This window comes from Enterobacter sp. JJBC (assembly GCF_036936505.1).
Classification (GTDB): domain Bacteria; phylum Pseudomonadota; class Gammaproteobacteria; order Enterobacterales; family Enterobacteriaceae; genus Enterobacter; species Enterobacter hormaechei_C.
Genome location: NZ_CP136935.1, coordinates 2,858,909 through 2,877,549, shown reverse-complemented (window position 1 = coordinate 2,877,549; position 18,641 = coordinate 2,858,909). Strand labels below are relative to the sequence as shown.

Genomic DNA, 18,641 nt, shown 5'->3' with positions numbered 1-18,641 from the left:
CCGGAAAGGGAGGTGGCCTGACGTACGGCGTAAATCCCCTCCCTTATCAAATGTGATCCACAACATCCCAACATATAATTAAGCAGCAGTTAACTATTGTTTCAGCATACTGAAAACTGGTGAATATTTATCCTTATTCGATAATTACCGTTTCGTTGAATAAATTGTGTGTTTTATCTTTCCCGAAGTGTTTTATTTTTATCGAAACGTTTTGCTTGCCTTGTTTTGAGGCAGAGTCATAAAAATTTCATTATTTTGGTGCAGAATAACGCTAATTAAATGGTGGATTTTAATACAATTAGCAAAATGTAATTAACATCGTATATTCCCTGACACATGTCGGTGCGTTGCAATGTTTTCAGCATAACTTTTCACAAAATGTTCTAACTCAGTCATTCTTTTAAAGAAAATCAGGGATTGGGATGGACGCTTTGAAATGATTGAGCTATGTTTAAAAAGTCTTTGATTACAGGGCGCGTCAACGCACCCTGCGGGCAGTGAGGTCAGGTAGCGCTTCATTTGACAATTCGCATAACTGTGCAGATTGTTATGGAGTAACACCTGAATTTGTGCGGCGGATCGAGACATGTTTAAAAATGGCTTGCCATATTAAACGTTGTGTGTGATAACACGTTTTGGGTCAAACGAGGTACAGTTCTGTTTATGTGTGGCATTTTCAGTAAAGAAGTCCTGAGTAAACACGTTGTCGTTGAATACCGCTTCTCTGCCGAACCTTATATTAGTGCCTCAAGCAGTAATGTCTCAGTTTTATCTAAGTCAAAGCCTGCGGGCTAAGAAAACACTCTAAGGAATTTTGCAAATGGCAAAGATTAAAGGTCAAGTTAAGTGGTTCAACGAGTCTAAAGGTTTTGGTTTCATTACTCCTGCTGACGGCAGCAAAGATGTGTTCGTACACTTCTCTGCAATCCAGGGTAACGGCTTCAAAACTCTGGCTGAAGGCCAGAACGTTGAGTTCGAAATTCAGGATGGCCAGAAAGGCCCAGCTGCGGTTAACGTAACTGCTATCTGATCGAATCACTGCTGACTGAAGCGCTCAGCGCTTCGATCCCAGACATAAGCCTCGCCGATGCGGGGCTTTTTTATTCGCTTATTTTTCAAAATATTACGTAATCCTCCGCTGTTATTATCTTGTTGCAAACCCGCGAGAATATTAGCATTGTTTTCCCGCCTTCTTATCCGCTTTTCCCGTTAAATCAGGGCGTTGATCAACAGCCCTGGGGTTAAGGTGAAAAAAAAGACAATAACGACCACCGGAAACTTTACTCCGGCACGTTTTGCACTTCTGTGTCTCGCTATCTTTTGTAGTCTTGCGTTTTTGCTGGGCCGCGTGGCGTGGCTGCAAATTATCAAACCGGATAATCTGGTTAAGCAGGAGGATATGCGCTCCCTGCGCGAAGTGGCGATAGACGCCCCGCGGGGGATGATTGTGGACCGTGAAGGACGACCCCTTGCGGTGAGCGTACCTGTCCAGGCCGTCTGGGCCGATCCCAAAACAGTGCTTGAAAAAGGGGGGATCGGTTATGATTCGCGCTGGCAGGCCCTGGCAAATGCCTTACACCTTTCTCTGAGCACGCTCGCATCGCGAATCAACAGTAACCCGCACGGGCGATTTATTTACCTTGCCCGTCAGGTTGATCCCTCCCAGGCAAAGTGGATCGATAAGCTGCGTCTTCCGGGTATCAACCTTCGCGATGAGTCCCGCCGCTTTTATCCTGCCGGGCACGTGGCGGCGAACCTGATTGGCTTCACCAATATTGATGGTCAGGGCATTGAGGGTGTCGAGAAAAGCTTCAACACGCAGCTTACCGGGAAGGCAGGCGTGCGGCTGGTCAGGAAAGATCGCTACGGACATGTGGTGGAGAACCTCACGGAGGTGGCTCCCGTACCTGCACATAATATCCAGCTTAGTATCGATGAACGCCTGCAAACTATCACCGAAGACGCGCTGGATAATGCCGTGGCGTGGAACAAAGCTGAGTCAGGCGCGTCGGTGCTAATTAATATCCAGACGGGCGAAATTCTGGCAATGGCGAGCTTCCCCGACTTCAACCCCAACAACCGGGAAGGGGCAACGCTGGATGATTTTCGCAATCGCGCGATCAGCGACACCTTTGAACCTGGCTCTACCGTTAAGCCTCTGGTGCTGATGACGGCGCTACAGCAGGGGCTGGTACAGCCTGACAGCGTCATAGACACGCATCCCTACACCATTGATGGCCATCGTATCCGCGATGTGGGCTACTATCCCGAGCTGACGATGACCGGCATCCTGCAAAAATCCAGTGACACGGGCGTGTCCCGTCTTTCGCTGGCGATGCCTGTGCAACGGTTACTGGATACCTATAAACACTTTGGCTTTGGCGAGAGTACCGGGCTTGGCTTAACGGGAGAAAGCGCAGGTTTACTGCCGCAGCGGAAATTCTGGAGCCAGTTAGACCGGGCGACCTTTGCCTTTGGATATGGCCTGATGGTAACCCCCCTCCAGCTGGCGCATGTGTATGCCACCATCGGCAGCTATGGCATTGAACGGCCTCTGTCCATCACCCGAATCGATCCGCCGGTGATTGGCAAGCGGGTGATGCCCGAGGAAATTGTTCACGAGGTGGAGCACATGATGGAGAGCGTCGCATTACCCGGCGGTGGTGGAATCAAAGCGGCGGTGCGTAACTATCGCGTGGCGATAAAAACCGGGACGGCCAAAAAAATCGATGAACACGGTAAGTATGTGGATAAATACGTCGCCTATACCGCAGGCGTTGCGCCTGCCAGCGATCCCCGTTTTGCGCTGGTGGTGGTGATTAACGATCCGCAAAACGGTGCCTATTACGGCGGGGCCGTTTCCGCGCCCGTTTTCAGCGAAATTATGGGGAACGTTCTGCGTCTGGAAAACGTAAAGCCTGACGGGCTGCCGGCAGATTCTGACCATCTGATCGTGATGCATCACCCAGCCGTTTATAACCCTGGCGAATAGCGGTACACTTCGCCTTTTGGTTTACGCCCTGGAGCTGTCATGTCTTTCAGTTGTCCCCTTTGCCACGCGCCGCTGACGCGCGCGGAGAAAACGTTTATCTGTCCACAGGGACATCAGTTTGACCGGGCGAAAGAGGGCTATGTAAATCTTCTGCCGGTACAGCACAAGCGCTCCCGGGACCCGGGTGACAGCGCGGAGATGATGCAGGCGCGCCGGGCGTTTCTCGATGCCGGGCATTATCAACCGCTCAGGGATGCCGTTGTCGCCATACTCCGTGAATATCTGACAGAAGGCGCATCCGCCATGCTGGATATCGGCTGCGGCGAAGGCTACTACACCGCCACGTTTGCTGACGTAGCGGCTGAGAAGGGCGCCGAAACTTACGGGCTGGACGTGTCGAAAGTGGCAATCCGTGCGGCAGCCAAACGCTACTCAGCGGTAACGTTCTGCGTGGCCTCCAGCCACCGCCTGCCGTTTGAAAAAGCGAGTATGGACGCCGTGGTGCGTATCTATGCGCCGTGCAAGGCAGAGGAGCTGGCGCGCGTCGTTAAGCCCGGCGGCTGGGTTATCACCGTTACGCCAGGGCCGCGTCATCTGTTGGAGCTAAAAGGGCTGATCTATGATGAAGTTCACCTGCATGCGCCGCACTCTGAACAGCTGGCGGGCTTTGCGTTAAAGCAGGCGCAGTCGGTAGCGTATGAAATGACGTTGCAGGGAAGTGAAGCGGTGGCGTTACTGCAAATGACGCCGTTTGCGTGGCGGGCAAAACCAGAGGTGTGGGAAACGCTGGCAGCGCAGACAGAATTTCGCTGCCAGACGGATTTCAGCATCCATTGCTGGCAGCGCGAAGGTTAACCCGCGAAGTGTGCCCAAAGGATTTGGGCACCAATCCCGATCAACACGATACCGCCCAGAATTTCGGCGCGTTTGCCTAACAGCGGGCCAATGAACCGACCCACCATCATCCCCAGCGTTGACATGATCAGCGTGGCGCAGCCAATCGCCAGCGCGGTGGCGATAATATTGACCTGCAAAAACGCCAGACCGACACCCACGGCCATTGCATCCAGGCTGGTTGCGATGGCGGTTGTCACCAGAAGCCAGAAGCCGTGGCGTTGCAGCGGCGCATCATCTTCATCGCCGTTGCCACGAAAACCTTCAATCACCATACGTCCGCCGAGGAACACCAGCAGCACGAAAGCAATCCAGTGATTCCACTCCAGCACAAACTGGCTGGCGAGCATCCCCAGTCCCCAGCCGATAAGCGGCGTCAGCGTTTCGATAGCGCCAAAGATGAGACCGGTACGCAGGGCTTCGGAAAATTTAGGTTTATGGAGAGTGGCACCTTTGCCGATAGAGGCGGCAAATGCGTCCATGGACATGCCAAAAGCCAGAAGGATCGTAGCGGAGATATTCATAAGAGCGTCCAGACCGGGGATATCCATATGACACATCACTGCCCCCAGTAAACAGCAGTTGATGTATCTATGGTCTCGCCTGATCGCTTCTGGCACAGTAATTGTGCTTAAAAACGATCCGTACGCGCCACGTTTTTCAACGAGTATGTTGACACGTACATTTCCCGCAGGCAGGAAATCGGCTACTCCCCAACGACGGGCGCAACCTTAACATATTTTGAGAATATAAAACAACAACGAAGATGGCTTTATATAGCCACTATGTTGATAACGATTTTCATTTAGATTTATGCGTGAAAATATCGTTAATAAATATAAGTCAATTAACAGTGGAGATATAGCACCGGCTATATTGCTGGTTCAAGAATAATGCAATATATAGCCGATGCTATAATGATAAATCATTGAGTTTTAACAAGTAATTTGTATATCTTTTCCAGGTCATCAATATTTCTGACCCGGATGAGCAGGCGGCGTTGTTCTAATTGCATCACCAGAACCCCGTCTTCGGATAAATTCATCTCTTTAATACGGTTATATTCTATCCAGACATTGGCGAAGAAGAATCCGTGTTTTTTAAAAATGAGTTTTGGCGAGCGGATCCAGAACAGGTAAATCGCCATTAATGCCAGCGCACATAATAACCATGTGGTTAATATTGCGCCGTGGCTGGTCACATTATTGTAAATGAGGATGACTACCAGACCGGCGAAGATAAACGCATCAATGCGTCCACGGCGTAAGAGGGGAAGGGTCAGCAGCGTCTCGCCGTGGCGGCGAGGCATAATAAACTCGTCATAGATCGCGTAAGCCAGAAGGGCAACAATAAATAAAACCAGTACGGTGTCCGTGACAGTCATTCATCCTCCAGATAAAAAGACCGGGGGCAAGCCCCCGATCAGTAACGCATTTTATTACAGACCCAGCAGGCCGACAGCGTAGCCCGCGATACCGATGACGAAGAAGCCAACGATGATCCAAAGCGGGTTCACTTTCTTACGCAGCAGCCACATACAGGCGAAGGTTAACAGCAGCGGTACCAGGCCCGGCATCAGCTGGTCCAGAATGGTCTGCACGGTGGTAACGCGCGTCTGACCATCCTGACCGGTGATCGTTGATACCACCAGCGGGATGTTTACGTGCGTCCACTTGTTAACCAGCGCCCCCATTACAAACAGGCCGAGAATTGACGCCCCCTCAGTCAGTTTTTGCAGGAAGCCGCCGCCCATATCCTTAACGATATCCACACCTTTACGATAGCCGTACGCCACGCCGTAGTAACGGGTCAGCAGACGCACCGCGTTGAACAGGATGAAGAACAGCAGAGGACCGAGCAGGCTGCCGCTCATGGCGATCCCGGCGCCCAGCGCCGCAAAGACCGGACGCACGGTACCCCAGAAAATCGGGTCGCCCACGCCTGCCAGCGGCCCCATCAGACCAACTTTGATACCGTTGATGGCACCATCGTCGATTTCAGCCCCGTTCGCACGCTGCTCTTCCATCGCCAGCGTCACGCCCAGAACCGGCGCCGCAACATAAGGATGGGTGTTGAAGAATTCCAGATGACGCTTAATTGCCTGACGGCGTGCTTCGTTGTTTTCCGGATACAGGCGTTTGATGGCCGGCACCATGGAGAAGCAGAAGCCGAGCGCCTGCATACGTTCGAAGTTCCATGAACCCTGAAACAGGTTAGAACGGATGAACACGCCACGAATATCACCCGGAGTGAGTTTTTTCTCAGTGGTAGTTTTTGTCATATCAACCATTTCGCTCACCTGTTAGTCCAGTTCGTTATCGAGATCGTTGTTACCAGCAGCCTGCGCAGGGGCACCCGCGACACGGTTGTATTTCGGGCTGAGCTGGATATAAAGAATCGCCATCACCGCACCAATCACACCCAGCGCAACCAGGTTGAAGTTGGTGAACGCAGCGGTAACGAAGCCGAGGTAGAAGAATGGCATCAGGTAGCCCGCGCGCATCATGTTGATGACCATCGCATAACCGACCACCACGATCATACCCCCGGCGATATTCAGACCGCTGGTGACCACTTCAGGGATCGCATTCAGCATGCCCTGAACTTCGCTGGTACCGACAGAAATCGCCACGATAACTGCAGGGATCGCGATACGCATCGCTTGCAGGAACAGGGAAGAAACGTGGATCCAGGAGAGCGCGGTGAGGTTGCCGTTTTCGGCCGCCTTATCCGCCGCGTGCTGGAAGGCCACGGTAATAGTACGGACAATAATGGTCAGCACCTGACCCGCTGCGGCCAGCGGGATGGCCAGCGCGATACCGGCACCAATACTCTGATGACCGGCGATAACCAGAACGGTCGAAATAATGGACGCCAGCGCGGCATCTGGCGCAACTGCCGCACCGATGTTCATCCAGCCGAGGGCGATCATTTCCAGGGTACCACCGATGATGATACCGGTTTTCATGTCACCGAGAACGGCGCCAATCAACGTACAGGCCACCAGAGGGCGGTGGAACTGAAATTCATCAAGTACGGACTCCATACCCGCAATACACGCGACGATGAACACCAGCACAATCTGAAGAGTAGTAATCTCCATTGCACTTCTCCTATTACATAAGCTCTATATGAAAAACCGGCCCGGGCTTATTTCCCCACTTTGCCGATCAAATCCATCATTTTCAGTTTCTGATCCGTGGAAACCTTACGGGCTTCCAGCTCGATACCGCGTGCATTCAGCTTGTTGAAGGCCTCGATATCTTTCGCATCCACTGAAATCGCGTTGTTGACCTGCGTTTTGCCCTGACGGAAAGCCATACCGCCAATGTTAACGGAGGTGATTTTCACGCCGCCTTCAACAATGCGTTCAACGTCTGTCGGGTTGGTGAACAGAAGCATCACGCGTTCGCCCGCGTATTTCGGGTTGTTGTAAACGCGGATCATTTTGGCGACATCCACGACGTGCGCGGTGACGCCCGGCGGTGCAACCTGGGTAAGAAGGGTTTTACGGACAGTGTCGGCGGCCACTTCGTCACTGACCACGATGATGCGTTGTACGTTGGTCTCTTTGGTCCAGCGCGTCGCCACCTGGCCGTGGATCAGACGGTCATCAATACGCGCAAGGCCGATAACCATGTAATCGTTCGGACCCATTGGCTTCGCCGGTGCAGCGGCTTTTGGTGCAGCAGGGGCAGGGGCAGGTTTTTCAACCGGCTGCGCTTTCAGCGCCTTCACGCCTTCGCGACCGGTTTCCACCGCCAGCGCCACCAGCTCGTCAAAGCCTGGGTTGTCGTCACGCGCCATGAAGGTTTCCACCAACATCGGGATATTCACCCCGGCGACGACTTCATAATGCTCTTTATCGACGACAATGCGGCTGGCAGCGTTGAACGGGCTGCCGCCCCATGTATCCACGAGAAACAGCACGCCTTTGCTGGTATCCAGCTTCTCAAGCTGAGCAGTGTATTTTTCAATCAGCGTCTCGGCATTTTCACCGGGAACGAAATCGATCCAGCCGACGTTTTCCTGCTCGCCCAACAGCATTTCTGCCGTTTTGAGTAACTGCTCCGCAGCCCAACCATGTGTGCCTATGACAATAGCAATGGTCACTTGCTACCTCCTTTTATTATCATTTATACGTCTGCCAGGCAGGCGTACTGAGAATCGTATTGGCGAACCGAATCGATTCAGATAAGGGTTAGAGTTCAAAAAAACTAAGACTTCCGCGAATTATTTTAGATAGTGAAAAAATAATTTATGTGATGAAGATCCGTAATTTAGCTACGCCTTACAGATTTTTCTCTAAGATAATCCGCGTGTGTTACAGAAGTTTGCAAAGGAACGTAAATCTTTGCTAAAAACCAATTGTCTCTGATATGTTTAGCGTCCGTTTAATTATTCAGGAGTATAGGGCTACAGCCCACTATATGGACCGTCACCGACGTCAGTCATCTTCCAGGCCATTCCGCGCCTTAATCACCGGCGATCTTCGCCACGCATCGACTCTCATTCCCTTTGAAATGCCCGACATTAGCGGGGCACCGTTTTGTCATTCCTTTAGCAGGAGCGTGTCATGGAATTCTTAATGGACCCGTCAATCTGGGTAGGCTTGCTTACGCTGGTCGTGCTGGAGATCGTTCTCGGTATTGATAACCTGGTGTTTATCGCCATCCTCGCAGATAAACTGCCGCCGAAACAGCGTGATAAAGCCCGTCTGATCGGCCTCTCGCTGGCGCTGATCATGCGTCTGGGCTTACTGTCTGTTATCTCGTGGATGGTCACCCTGACGAAGCCCCTGTTCACCGTCATGGATTTCACCTTCTCCGGCCGCGATTTAATTATGCTGGTAGGGGGACTGTTCCTGCTGTTCAAAGCCACAACAGAGCTGCATGAACGGCTGGAGAACCGGCAGCACGATGATGGCCACGGTAAGGGTTATGCCAGCTTCTGGGTGGTTGTTCTACAGATTGTGGTGCTTGATGCGGTCTTCTCACTGGATGCGGTGATTACGGCGGTCGGCATGGTGAACCATCTGCCGGTGATGATGGCGGCGGTGGTGATTGCGATGGCGGTAATGCTGCTGGCGTCGAAACCGCTGACGCGTTTCGTCAACCAGCATCCGACGGTCGTTGTGCTGTGTCTGAGCTTCCTGCTGATGATTGGTCTGAGCCTGGTGGCAGAAGGGTTTGGCTTCCATATTCCGAAAGGCTACCTGTACGCCGCGATTGGCTTCTCGATTCTGATCGAGCTGTTTAACCAGATTGCGCGCCGTAACTTTATTAAGCAGCAGTCGAATCAGCCGCTGCGAGCCCGTACCGCAGATGCGATTCTGCGACTGATGGGCGGGCGTCGTCAGGTGAACGTGCAGGCTGATAACGAGAACCGCAACCCGGTTCCGGTGCCGGAAGGCGCGTTTGTGGAAGAAGAACGCTACATGATCAATGGCGTGCTTTCGCTGGCTTCCCGCTCCCTGCGCGGTATTATGACGCCGCGCGGCGAAATCAGCTGGGTGGACGCCAACCTGAGCGTCGACGAAATTCGTCAGCAGCTGCTCTCCTCGCCGCACAGCCTGTTCCCGGTCTGCCGGGGTGAGCTGGATGAGATCATCGGTGTGGTACGCGCGAAAGAGATGCTGGTGGCGCTGGAAGAGGGCGTTAACGTCGAGGCCGTAGCGGCCGCGTCGCCCGCTATCGTGGTGCCTGAAACGCTGGATCCGATCAACCTGCTGGGCGTATTGCGCCGTGCTCGCGGGAGCTTTGTTATCGTCACCAACGAATTTGGTGTGGTACAGGGCCTGGTGACGCCGCTGGATGTGCTGGAAGCCATTGCCGGTGAATTCCCTGATGCGGATGAAACCCCGGAAATCGTTGCCGACGGTGACGGCTGGCTGGTGAAAGGCACCACCGACCTGCACGCGCTCTCGCACACGCTGGGCGTCGAAAACGTGGTCAATGATGATGAAGATATTGCCACCGTGGCGGGGCTGGTGATCTCCGTTAACGGGCAGATCCCGCGTATCGGTGATGTGCTGGAGCTGCCGCCGCTGCAAATTACCATCGTCGAAGCCAACGACTATCGCGTTGATATGGTGCGTATTGTTAAAGAGCACTCTGCGCACGACGAAGAAGAGTAACGTTATCTAGCGTAACGGCAGTAAGGGCACGATGTGTCCGTTGTGACGGGCTGGCGGAGAGTGACTTTCCGCCAGCCATTTCGGAAACTCGCGCAGCGGCATTGGCCGCGCATACAAGTACCCCTGCAAAATATGTACGCTGTGACGGCGCAGGTAGCGTGACTGCTCCTCGGTTTCCACCCCTTCCGCAACCAGTTCAATATTCAGCCGCTGGCCAAGCGCAATAATAATATCTGTTACCGTTGAGTTCACGGCGTCGGTGCCGATCGCGGTGGTGAAGGATTTATCAATTTTCAGCACATCCGGATGCAGTTTTTCTAGCCATGAAAGTGAGCTGTTGCCGGTACCAAAATCATCAATCGCAAGTTTCACCCCTTTGCGGTGCAGCTCCCGCACGATGCGGTAATCCACATCCAGCAACGCATCGCGTTCGGTTAACTCCACGATCAACTGTTGAACAGGGCTGGCGTTAAACCAGATGCGGTTGAGATCCTGGATAAGCGCAGCGCGGCGAAAATGGCTGGCGGCCACGTTAATGCCGATATGGAAATCGCGCGAGGCAGGGAAATAGCCTATCTGCCGCACCGTTTCGCTGATGACGTAGCGGGTAAGCGGAACAATCAGGTTATGTTCTTCGGCCAGAGGGATAAAGACATCGGGCGAAATCCATCCCTGACGCGGGTTGTTCCAGCGCAGGAGGATCTCGACGCCGGCGCATTCCCGGGTGCGGGCATTCACCAGCGGCTGGCAGAAGAGTTCAAACTCCCTGGCCGCAATTCCCATATTGATTTCCCAGGTGAAACTTATGCGCCGCGCCGTGGCGAGCCAGGCGATATAGCCCATCAGTAAGCTGAGCATCAACGCCAGCGGCAGCTGGGTGGGCAGATTTTTTAACGCCATTTCGCCAGGCCCGGGGCCGCTCACCGTGACGCTGAAAGGGTAATGTTGTGACGACTGTTCCAGCAGGGAGGCGTTTTCATCGAAGGTCGGCGTAGTCGTCACCTGTTGCCCGTCGCGGAGGAAGTTATCTCCTACTCTCAGGACAACGTCGGTGATCTGCGGCCGCTGCGGCTCGAGAATCATTTTAGTGATGAGATCGATATTCACCACCTCCATCACCCCGTCGTTGCCGTCGCCCGCAACGGGAGACCACTGAATCAGTACCGGGCTGCCTTTTACCAGCCACCGGTCAGTCGACAGCAGCAGCCTGGATTCACTGACTGGAAGCTCCGGCACAAACTCACTGACGGGCACATTACGGCTGCCAAAGACGCTTGAGCAATACAGTATTCCGTCTTGAATGAGGGCGATGGAGCGTACGGTCTGGAGGATCGCCGCCTGTTTTCGCAGGATCAGATTTGCTTCGGAACAGGGTATGCCAACCAGTGAAAGTAGCGTTTCACGCTGGACCTCTAACGAGAGAAGCACCTTATCAAGCGCACGCACGGTGTGGTGGGTAAAGTCGTGGATCCGATCCTGATTTATGTTGCGCTGTGAAATAAAGCGAATGCCCAGCGTCAGGACGAGCGTAACGAGCGCAACCGTGACACAGACGATAACGCGTTTTCGGCGATAGTCTTTAATGATCGTTTGTGCAGTTTGCATGAACGGTCGCCTGTTAAGCACCGGCCAGAAAAGCCAGACGCAACAGTGACAGTGTAGTGGGGAATACGTGAAGCGACGAGACGAGAGGGGAAAATTCGCCCATCCGTTGCAGATGGGCGAAAGGAAGGCTTAGTCGCACTGCACCTTAATGGCCAGACCGCCGCGTGAGGTCTCACGGTACTTCGCGTTCATGTCCTTGCCGGTTTCGTACATGGTTTCAATAACCTTATCCAGCGACACGCGTGGCTCGCTGGTACGGCGCATCGCCATACGCGAGGCGTTGATCGCTTTGACGGAGGCGATGGCGTTACGCTCAATGCACGGCACCTGCACCTGACCGGCAACCGGGTCACAGGTCAGACCGAGGTTGTGCTCCATACCGATTTCCGCCGCCACGCACACCTGCTCAGGGCTGGCGCCCAACAGTTCCGCCAGACCCGCTGCCGCCATAGAGCAGGCCACGCCCACTTCACCCTGACAGCCTACTTCGGCACCAGAGATGGACGCATTCATTTTGTACAGCGCGCCGATAGCGCCTGCCGCGAGGAAATAACGGATATAGATATCCGGTGTCACGGGCTCAATAAAGTGATCGTAATAGGCCAGCACCGCCGGAACGATACCGCACGCGCCGTTGGTCGGCGCCGTCACCACGCGACCACCCGCTGCGTTCTCTTCGTTAACCGCGAGCGCAAACATGTTCACCCAGTCGACCACGTTCATTGGGTCATTGGAGAACTTGTCGGTGGTGACCAGCATGCGGCGCAGCGCAGAGGCACGACGCGGTACGCGCAGAGGCCCAGGCAGAACACCCTCGGTGTTCATCCCGCGGTCAATACAGGCGCGCATGGTTTGCCACACGTTAGCAAAATAGTCTTCGATCTCTTTCTTGCTGTGCAGCGCCAGTTCGTTCTGCATCACCATGCCGGACAGGGACAGACCGGTCTCTTTGCAGTAGCCCAGCATCTCGGTGGCCGATTTAAACGGATAGGGCACATTGACGTCGCCCGCGCTCTCTTTACCAAAGTGTTCTTCGTCAACGATAAAGCCGCCGCCGATGGAGTAGTAGGTTTTACTGTAGATCTCTTTTTCGCCGCTCCAGGCGTGGATGGTCATGCCGTTTTCATGCAGCGGCAGGTTGTCGCTACGAAAACGCATCCCGTCATCCTGCGGGAAGTCCACTTCGTGCTGACCGTTAGCCAGCAGTAAGCGTCCGCGCGTTTCCACGTCGCGGATAAATGCCGGAATGGCATCAATATCAACAGTGTCCGGCATATTGCCTGCCAGACCCATAATAATGGCGATATCGGTGTGGTGGCCTTTACCCGTTAATGACAGTGAACCGTAAACGTCTACGGCGACACGGGTAACGCTTTCCAGTAATCCTTTTTCGACCAGATCATCGACGAACTGTTTACCGGCCTTCATCGGCCCTACAGTGTGGGAAGAGGAAGGACCAATCCCCACTTTGAACATGTCGAATATACTAATCACTTTCACACTCCTGACAGGGTTACTGGGGTTCCAGTAACGATGTTATAACTGCGCATAGTGTAAGAGGGAACACCAACCTCGGCTTAACTATTCACATGAATTAAACTAATGGTTAACGATGGTTTTGCTAATAGCGCGACGCCGATCGCAAACCTGCCAGAAAAGGGTGGAATGTAAAGTATAGTCAAGGCTTCAGGCCGATTTGCAGGGCCAGCTCACGAATGATGCCTGCCGTCATGCCCCAGACAAAATAATGCTGATACCACGACAGCCAGACCCGATGATCGTGTCCGCGGCGGTGAATATCCAGTGGGTGATAGCGGCCCAGACGAAGGGCCTCTTCCAGCGGCATTTCGAACACCGCTGAAACTTCATCGACGCTGGCGTGATACTGAAGATCGGGCGGAATAATGCCAACGACCGGCGTGACCTGAAAACCGGTTACGCTGTCCACTGGCGGCAGCACGCCGATCACCTCGACTGTCTCCGGGGGGATCGCCACTTCCTCATGCGCTTCACGCAGTGCGGCGGCAATCAGGGATGCATCGGTGCTGTCCACCGCGCCGCCCGGAAACGCAACCTGACCGGCGTGTTTTCGCATATGCGGTGAGCGCTGGGTAAGCAACAGACCCGGCTGCTCACGGCGCACGACCGGGATCAGCACCGCCGCCTGACGTTGATTCAGCGTGGCGCGGCTAACCTGGGGCCGCAGAAGCTGAAAGCGTGACAGAAAATCATCCAGCGTCAGGTTGTCTTTCTTCACCGTGAGTTCTCCAGTTGTTTCAGGATACGATTCACTTTATCAAAGGTTTCCTGATATTCCGCCTCGACCTGGCTATCGGCCACAATGCCACCGCCTGCGGAACAGTACAGGTTACCGTCGCACGCCGTCAGGGTGCGAATAGTGATGCTGGTATCCATGGTGCCGCACAGACTCACATAGCCGATGCTGCCGCACCAGGCATTGCGGCGATGTGGTTCCAGTTCGTCGATGATCTCCATCGCCCGGACCTTCGGCGCGCCGGTGATGGAGCCGCCCGGAAACGCGGCGCGGAGCAGATCGCAGGCGGTTCGCGAGGCCGGCAGGCGTGCGGTGATGGTGCTGACCAGATGATGCACCGCCGGGAAAGGCTCCACGACGAACAGCTCCGGCACGCGCACGCTGCCCGGCTCGGCGACGCGACCAATATCATTGCGCATCAGATCGACAATCATCAGGTTTTCGGCACGATCTTTGGGAGAGGCCGCCAGCGTCTCCGCCTGCTGGCGGTCGGCGTCGGCGTTGGCAAGGCGCGGCAGTGTGCCCTTTATTGGGCGGGTCTGAATCATACCGTCAGCCTGGTGGATAAAACGCTCAGGCGAAAGGCTGAGTATGGCGCCGTGTTCAAAGCGTAAAAATGCACTGAACGGGGCCTTATTGCTGGCATTGAGGCGGGTAAACGCCTGCCATTCGTCTCCCTTGTACGCCGCCTGGAAACGCTGGGCAAGGTTGACCTGATAACAGTCGCCACTGTGAAGATACGCCTGCACACGGGAGAATTTTTCCGCGTATTCCTCCGCGCTCATGTTCGAGCGCCAGCCGGAGGTCAGCATAAAGTGTTCCGGGGCGGCGGGCCGTTGCGCCTCAAGCCAGGCCAGACGCGCCTGTACGTCCCGGTGGCTCAGCAGAGAAACCGTCTGCTTACGGTGATCCACGATCAGCGCCCAGTCATACAGCCCCACCGCCATATCCGGCAGGGAAATATCCGCCTGCGCATGCTCGGGCAGCTTTTCGAAACGGCGACCCAGATCGTAACCAAACAGGCCCAGCGCGCCCCCCTGGAAAGGCAGATCCGGATCCGGTGTGGCAGTTAAGCCCAGAGCATCGATCTCGTTCTGAAGCCGCATCAGCGGATCGTCCGTTGGCGACAGCGCATCGGTCGTCAGCGTTTTAACCGGGTCGGCCACCAGAATATCAAAGCGGCTGTAGGGGTGATCCGCATGGCCGGAGTGCAGCAGCATGGCAAAAGGAAGGTGGCTCAGACGGGCAAACCAGAACTCCGCGGTGTCAGCACGCCAGGGCAAGGTCATAACAGTGGGGAAGCGCATGTTCATGTATGGCATACTACCGGGCAGCGTGAAATAATTAGCGCGAATAATTTAGCAGGAGTTAACGATGTTTGCAGGTTTACCTTCTCTCAGCCATGACCAACAGCAGAAAGCCGTTGAACGTATTCAGGAGCTGATGTCCCAGGGGATGAGCAGCGGACAGGCAATTTCCCAGGTCGCGGAAGAACTTCGCGCCACCCATACCGGCGAGCGGATCGTGGCGCGCTTTGAGGATGAAGATGAAGAATAACCGGCTTACACTGCCGCGATAATCTTGATCTCAACCTTATATTCCGGTTTCATCAGCGTGGCCTGTACGGTGCAGCGTACAGGCGCGTGACCCGCCACCACCCACGCATCCCATGCTTTATTCATCGCCGCGAAATCGTCTTTATTCGCCAGAAAAATCGTCGCATCCAGAATGCGGGATTTGTCGCTGCCCTGTTTTTCCAGTACGGCGTCGATCTGCGCCAGGGTGTTGGCGGTCTGCTCGAAGGCGTCGGCGTCCAGATTGGCAGGGACGCCGGTGTAGTACAGCGTCTGGTTGTGGATCACCACATCAGACCAGCGGGCTTCGGCATCAATGCGCGTAATTGTCATAAACGTATCCTCGTTATCTTTCGTCGTCAGGCGGCAAGACTGCCATAATGTTCCGCCGTCGTCACTATTTGGGGTGGCACCGGAGAGAAGGGGCTGACATAATCCCTGTGCAAAAATACAGTGAGAGAACACCGTGGCAGACGATTTTTCCCCAGAGGGTCAGTTAGCACAGGCTATTCCCGGCTTTAAACCGCGCGAACCCCAACGTCAGATGGCGCATGCCGTTGCGCACGCTATCGACAAGGCGCAGCCGCTGGTCGTGGAGGCCGGTACCGGTACGGGGAAAACGTATGCTTACCTCGCTCCTGCGCTGCGGGCGAAAAAGAAGGTGATCATCTCTACGGGATCAAAAGCGCTCCAGGATCAGCTCTACAGCCGCGATTTACCCACGGTGGCGAAAGCGCTGAAATACAAAGGGCGTCTGGCCTTGCTGAAAGGGCGTTCTAACTACCTGTGTCTGGAGCGTCTTGAACAGCAGGCGCTGGCGGGCGGCGACCTGCCGGTACAAACCCTGAGCGATGTGATCGTCCTGCGCGCCTGGGCCAACCAGACGGAGGAGGGGGACATCAGCACCTGCGCGAGCGTGCCGGAAGACTCCCCGGCCTGGCCGCTGGTGACCAGCACCAATGACAACTGCCTCGGCAGCGACTGCCCGCTGTATAAAGACTGTTTTGTGGTGAAAGCGCGTAAAACCGCGATGGACGCGGACGTGGTGGTGGTGAACCATCACCTGTTTCTTGCGGATATGGTGGTCAAGGACAGTGGTTTCGGCGAGCTGATCCCGGAGGCGGAGGTGATGATCTTCGATGAAGCCCATCAGCTACCGGACATCGCCAGCCAGTATTTTGGTCAGTCGCTCTCCAGCCGTCAGCTTCAGGATCTGGCGAAAGATATTACCATTGCCTATCGCACCGAACTCAAAGATACCCAGCAGTTGCAGAAGTGCGCGGACCGCCTGGCGCAATGCGCACAGGATTTCCGCTTACAGCTTGGCGAGCCGGGCTATCGCGGCAACCTGCGCGAACTGCTCGCAGACAAAAATATCCAGCGCGCGCTGCTGCTGCTCGATGATGCCCTTGAACTCTGTTACGACGTGGCGAAACTGTCCCTCGGACGTTCAGCGCTGCTGGACGCCGCCTTCGAGCGCGCCACGCTTTACCGTGGGCGGCTGAAGCGGCTGAAAGAGATCAACCAGCCGGGCTACAGCTACTGGTACGAATGTACCTCGCGCCACTTCACCCTGGCGCTCACGCCGCTGACCGTTGCTGATAAATTTAAAGAGGTGATGGCGCAAAAGCCCGGCACCTGGGTCTTTACCTCGGCCACGCTGTCGGTCAATGACGATCTGCACCACTTTACCGAGCGCCTCGGCATTGAGCAGGCGGAATCCCTGCTTCTGCCGAGCCCGTTCGACTATGAGAGACAGGCGCTGCTGTGCGTGCCGCGCAATCTGCCGCTGCCTAACCAGCCGGGCGCGGCGCGCCATCTGGCGGCCATGCTGAAGCCGATGATCGAGGCCAACAACGGGCGCTGCTTTATGCTCTGCACCTCACACGCCATGATGCGCGATCTGGCCGAGCAGTTCCGCGCCACCATGACGCTACCGGTGCTGTTGCAGGGAGAAACCAGTAAAGGCCAGCTGCTCCAGCAGTTTGTCAGCGCCGGTAATGCCCTGCTGGTGGCGACCAGCAGCTTCTGGGAAGGGGTGGACGTGCGCGGCGACACGCTCTCGCTGGTGATTATCGATAAGCTGCCGTTTACATCGCCGGACGATCCGCTTCTGAAAGCGCGCATGGAGGACTGCCGTCTGCGCGGGGGCGATCCGTTCGACGACGTCCAGCTGCCGGACGCGGTCATCACGCTTAAACAGGGGGTAGGGCGACTGATCCGCGACGTCACCGATCGCGGGGTGCTGGTGATCTGCGACAACCGCCTGGTGATGCGTCCCTACGGCGCGACCTTCCTCGCCAGCCTGCCGCCCGCGCCGCGCACGCGGGATATTAAACGCGCGGTCCGCTTCCTGGCGAACCCGACGGCGGAGTAATTCTTCCCGGAGTGTGTTAAGATGCGCGCCATTTTGTGACTGACCATTGCGAGAGCGCGACGACTGATGCGAATTCTGGCTATTGATACCGCGACAGAGGCCTGTTCCGTTGCCCTGTGGAACGACGGTACGATTTTTGCTCATTTCGAAGAGTGCCCACGGGAACACACCCAACGTATTCTGCCCCTGGTAAAAACCATTTTAACCGAGGGCAACACCGCCCTGACTGACCTCGACGCGCTGGCCTACGGCCGTGGTCCGGGCAGCTTTACGGGCGTACGTATCGGGATTGGCATTGCGCAGGGGCTGGCGCTGGGCGCTGACCTGCCGATGATCGGCGTCTCCACGCTTGCGACCATGGCCCAGGGAGCATGGCGCATGACCGGCGCCACCCGCGTGCTGGCTGCGATTGATGCCCGCATGGGGGAAGTCTACTGGGCGGAGTACACCCGTGACGAAAACGGCGTCTGGCACGGCGAAGAGACGGAAGCGGTGCTTAAACCTGAAGCCGTCACCGGGCGCCTGAAACAGCTCTCCGGTGAGTGGGCGACGGTCGGAACCGGCTGGGCGGCGTGGCCGGAGATGGCGAAGGACACCGGCCTTACGCTGGTGGACGGTAACATGCTCCTGCCCGCCGCCGAAGATATGCTGCCGATTGCCTGTCAGCTGTTTGCCGCAGGAAAAACCGTGGCGGTTGAACACGCTGAACCGGTTTATTTACGAAACACCGTCGCGTGGAAGAAACTTCCTGGCCGCGAGTGAATCTCAGTAACAGGAACTGAGAAAAA

The 18,641-nt window shown here is 55.3% G+C and carries 17 protein-coding genes and 1 pseudogene; 8 read left to right on the top strand and 10 right to left on the bottom strand.

The genetic code is table 11. The annotated features are described in order from the left end of the window. Nucleotides 1-663 precede the first annotated feature (663 nt). From RY075_RS13910 to rlmA, 4 genes and pseudogenes are all read left to right on the top strand, one after another. A pseudogene (locus RY075_RS13910) lies at nucleotides 664-808 on the top strand (DUF2627 domain-containing protein). 12 nt (nucleotides 809-820) lie between these two features. Beyond that, on the top strand, nucleotides 821-1,030 hold the full coding sequence (gene cspE, locus RY075_RS13905) for a transcription antiterminator/RNA stability regulator CspE (protein ID WP_001062678.1): 210 nt from the start codon (nucleotides 821-823) through the stop codon (nucleotides 1,028-1,030). Nucleotides 1,031-1,246: 216 nt separating this feature from the next. Continuing rightward, complete coding sequence (gene ftsI, locus RY075_RS13900; protein WP_003859909.1) at nucleotides 1,247-2,992, top strand: peptidoglycan glycosyltransferase FtsI; 1,746 nt, start codon at nucleotides 1,247-1,249, stop codon at nucleotides 2,990-2,992. A 39-nt stretch (nucleotides 2,993-3,031) separates the two neighbouring features. Then, nucleotides 3,032-3,847, top strand: coding sequence for a 23S rRNA (guanine(745)-N(1))-methyltransferase (rlmA, locus tag RY075_RS13895; protein WP_023314329.1), 816 nt, complete (start codon nucleotides 3,032-3,034; stop codon nucleotides 3,845-3,847). Here the strand turns inward: rlmA and mntP are convergent. The 5 genes from mntP to manX form a co-directional block, all read right to left on the bottom strand. After that, on the bottom strand, nucleotides 3,844-4,410 hold the full coding sequence (gene mntP, locus RY075_RS13890) for a manganese efflux pump MntP (protein WP_003859911.1): 567 nt from the start codon (nucleotides 4,408-4,410) through the stop codon (nucleotides 3,844-3,846). The two genes, rlmA and mntP, sit on opposite strands and share 4 nt — an antisense overlap. A gap of 401 nt (nucleotides 4,411-4,811) precedes the next feature. Beyond that, nucleotides 4,812-5,270, bottom strand: a complete 459-nt coding sequence (locus tag RY075_RS13885) for a DUF986 family protein (protein ID WP_003859912.1) — start codon at nucleotides 5,268-5,270, stop codon at nucleotides 4,812-4,814. A gap of 54 nt (nucleotides 5,271-5,324) precedes the next feature. Then, nucleotides 5,325-6,176 (bottom strand): PTS mannose transporter subunit IID, encoded by an 852-nt coding sequence (locus RY075_RS13880; RefSeq protein ID WP_006810994.1) that lies wholly within the window; start codon nucleotides 6,174-6,176, stop codon nucleotides 5,325-5,327. Nucleotides 6,177-6,188: 12 nt separating this feature from the next. Continuing rightward, a complete protein-coding gene (gene manY / locus RY075_RS13875; RefSeq protein WP_003859914.1) occupies nucleotides 6,189-6,989 on the bottom strand; it encodes a PTS mannose transporter subunit IIC in 801 nt (266 codons plus the stop codon). A gap of 47 nt (nucleotides 6,990-7,036) precedes the next feature. Further along, the gene (gene manX / locus RY075_RS13870; RefSeq protein WP_022651434.1) at nucleotides 7,037-7,999 is read right to left on the bottom strand and encodes a PTS mannose transporter subunit IIAB; all 963 of its coding nucleotides are present in this window, start codon (nucleotides 7,997-7,999) and stop codon (nucleotides 7,037-7,039) included. Nucleotides 8,000-8,462: 463 nt separating this feature from the next. Between manX and yoaE the strand changes: the two genes are divergently transcribed. Beyond that, entirely contained in the window at nucleotides 8,463-10,022 is a 1,560-nt protein-coding gene (gene yoaE, locus RY075_RS13865; RefSeq protein WP_003859916.1) for a CNNM family cation transport protein YoaE, read from the top strand. Nucleotides 10,023-10,028: 6 nt separating this feature from the next. Here yoaE and RY075_RS13860 read toward each other — a convergent pair whose 3' ends face one another. The 4 genes from RY075_RS13860 to pabB all read right to left on the bottom strand — a co-directional run bounded on the left by RY075_RS13860 (nucleotide 10,029) and on the right by pabB (nucleotide 15,215). Then, nucleotides 10,029-11,627 (bottom strand): cyclic diguanylate phosphodiesterase, encoded by a 1,599-nt coding sequence (locus RY075_RS13860; RefSeq protein WP_045329810.1) that lies wholly within the window; start codon nucleotides 11,625-11,627, stop codon nucleotides 10,029-10,031. Between the two features lie 129 nt (nucleotides 11,628-11,756). After that, nucleotides 11,757-13,121: an L-serine ammonia-lyase gene (gene sdaA, locus RY075_RS13855; RefSeq protein ID WP_003859920.1), complete on the bottom strand. Its 1,365-nt coding sequence runs from the start codon at nucleotides 13,119-13,121 to the stop codon at nucleotides 11,757-11,759. Between the two features lie 184 nt (nucleotides 13,122-13,305). Then, nucleotides 13,306-13,884, bottom strand: a complete 579-nt coding sequence (locus tag RY075_RS13850; RefSeq protein ID WP_003859921.1) for a CoA pyrophosphatase — start codon at nucleotides 13,882-13,884, stop codon at nucleotides 13,306-13,308. Beyond that, complete coding sequence (gene pabB / locus RY075_RS13845; protein WP_338628658.1) at nucleotides 13,881-15,215, bottom strand: aminodeoxychorismate synthase component 1; 1,335 nt, start codon at nucleotides 15,213-15,215, stop codon at nucleotides 13,881-13,883. The genes RY075_RS13850 and pabB overlap by 4 nt, the downstream gene beginning before the upstream one ends. 61 nt (nucleotides 15,216-15,276) lie before the next feature. Here pabB and RY075_RS13840 point away from each other — a divergent pair, with 61 nt between their 5' ends. Beyond that, nucleotides 15,277-15,459 carry a YoaH family protein gene (locus RY075_RS13840; protein ID WP_003859925.1) on the top strand — a complete coding sequence of 61 codons (183 nt, stop codon included), beginning with the start codon at nucleotides 15,277-15,279 and terminating at the stop codon, nucleotides 15,457-15,459. A 5-nt stretch (nucleotides 15,460-15,464) separates the two neighbouring features. Here RY075_RS13840 and RY075_RS13835 read toward each other — a convergent pair whose 3' ends face one another. Then, complete coding sequence (locus tag RY075_RS13835) at nucleotides 15,465-15,809, bottom strand: RidA family protein (RefSeq protein WP_003859927.1); 345 nt, start codon at nucleotides 15,807-15,809, stop codon at nucleotides 15,465-15,467. A gap of 133 nt (nucleotides 15,810-15,942) precedes the next feature. Here RY075_RS13835 and RY075_RS13830 point away from each other — a divergent pair, with 133 nt between their 5' ends. Together RY075_RS13830 and tsaB are read left to right on the top strand one after the other, a co-directional pair. Continuing rightward, complete coding sequence (locus RY075_RS13830; protein WP_003859928.1) at nucleotides 15,943-17,853, top strand: ATP-dependent DNA helicase; 1,911 nt, start codon at nucleotides 15,943-15,945, stop codon at nucleotides 17,851-17,853. Nucleotides 17,854-17,919: 66 nt separating this feature from the next. Continuing rightward, on the top strand, nucleotides 17,920-18,615 hold the full coding sequence (gene tsaB / locus RY075_RS13825) for a tRNA (adenosine(37)-N6)-threonylcarbamoyltransferase complex dimerization subunit type 1 TsaB (RefSeq protein ID WP_032658967.1): 696 nt from the start codon (nucleotides 17,920-17,922) through the stop codon (nucleotides 18,613-18,615). Nucleotides 18,616-18,641: the final 26 nt, after the last annotated feature.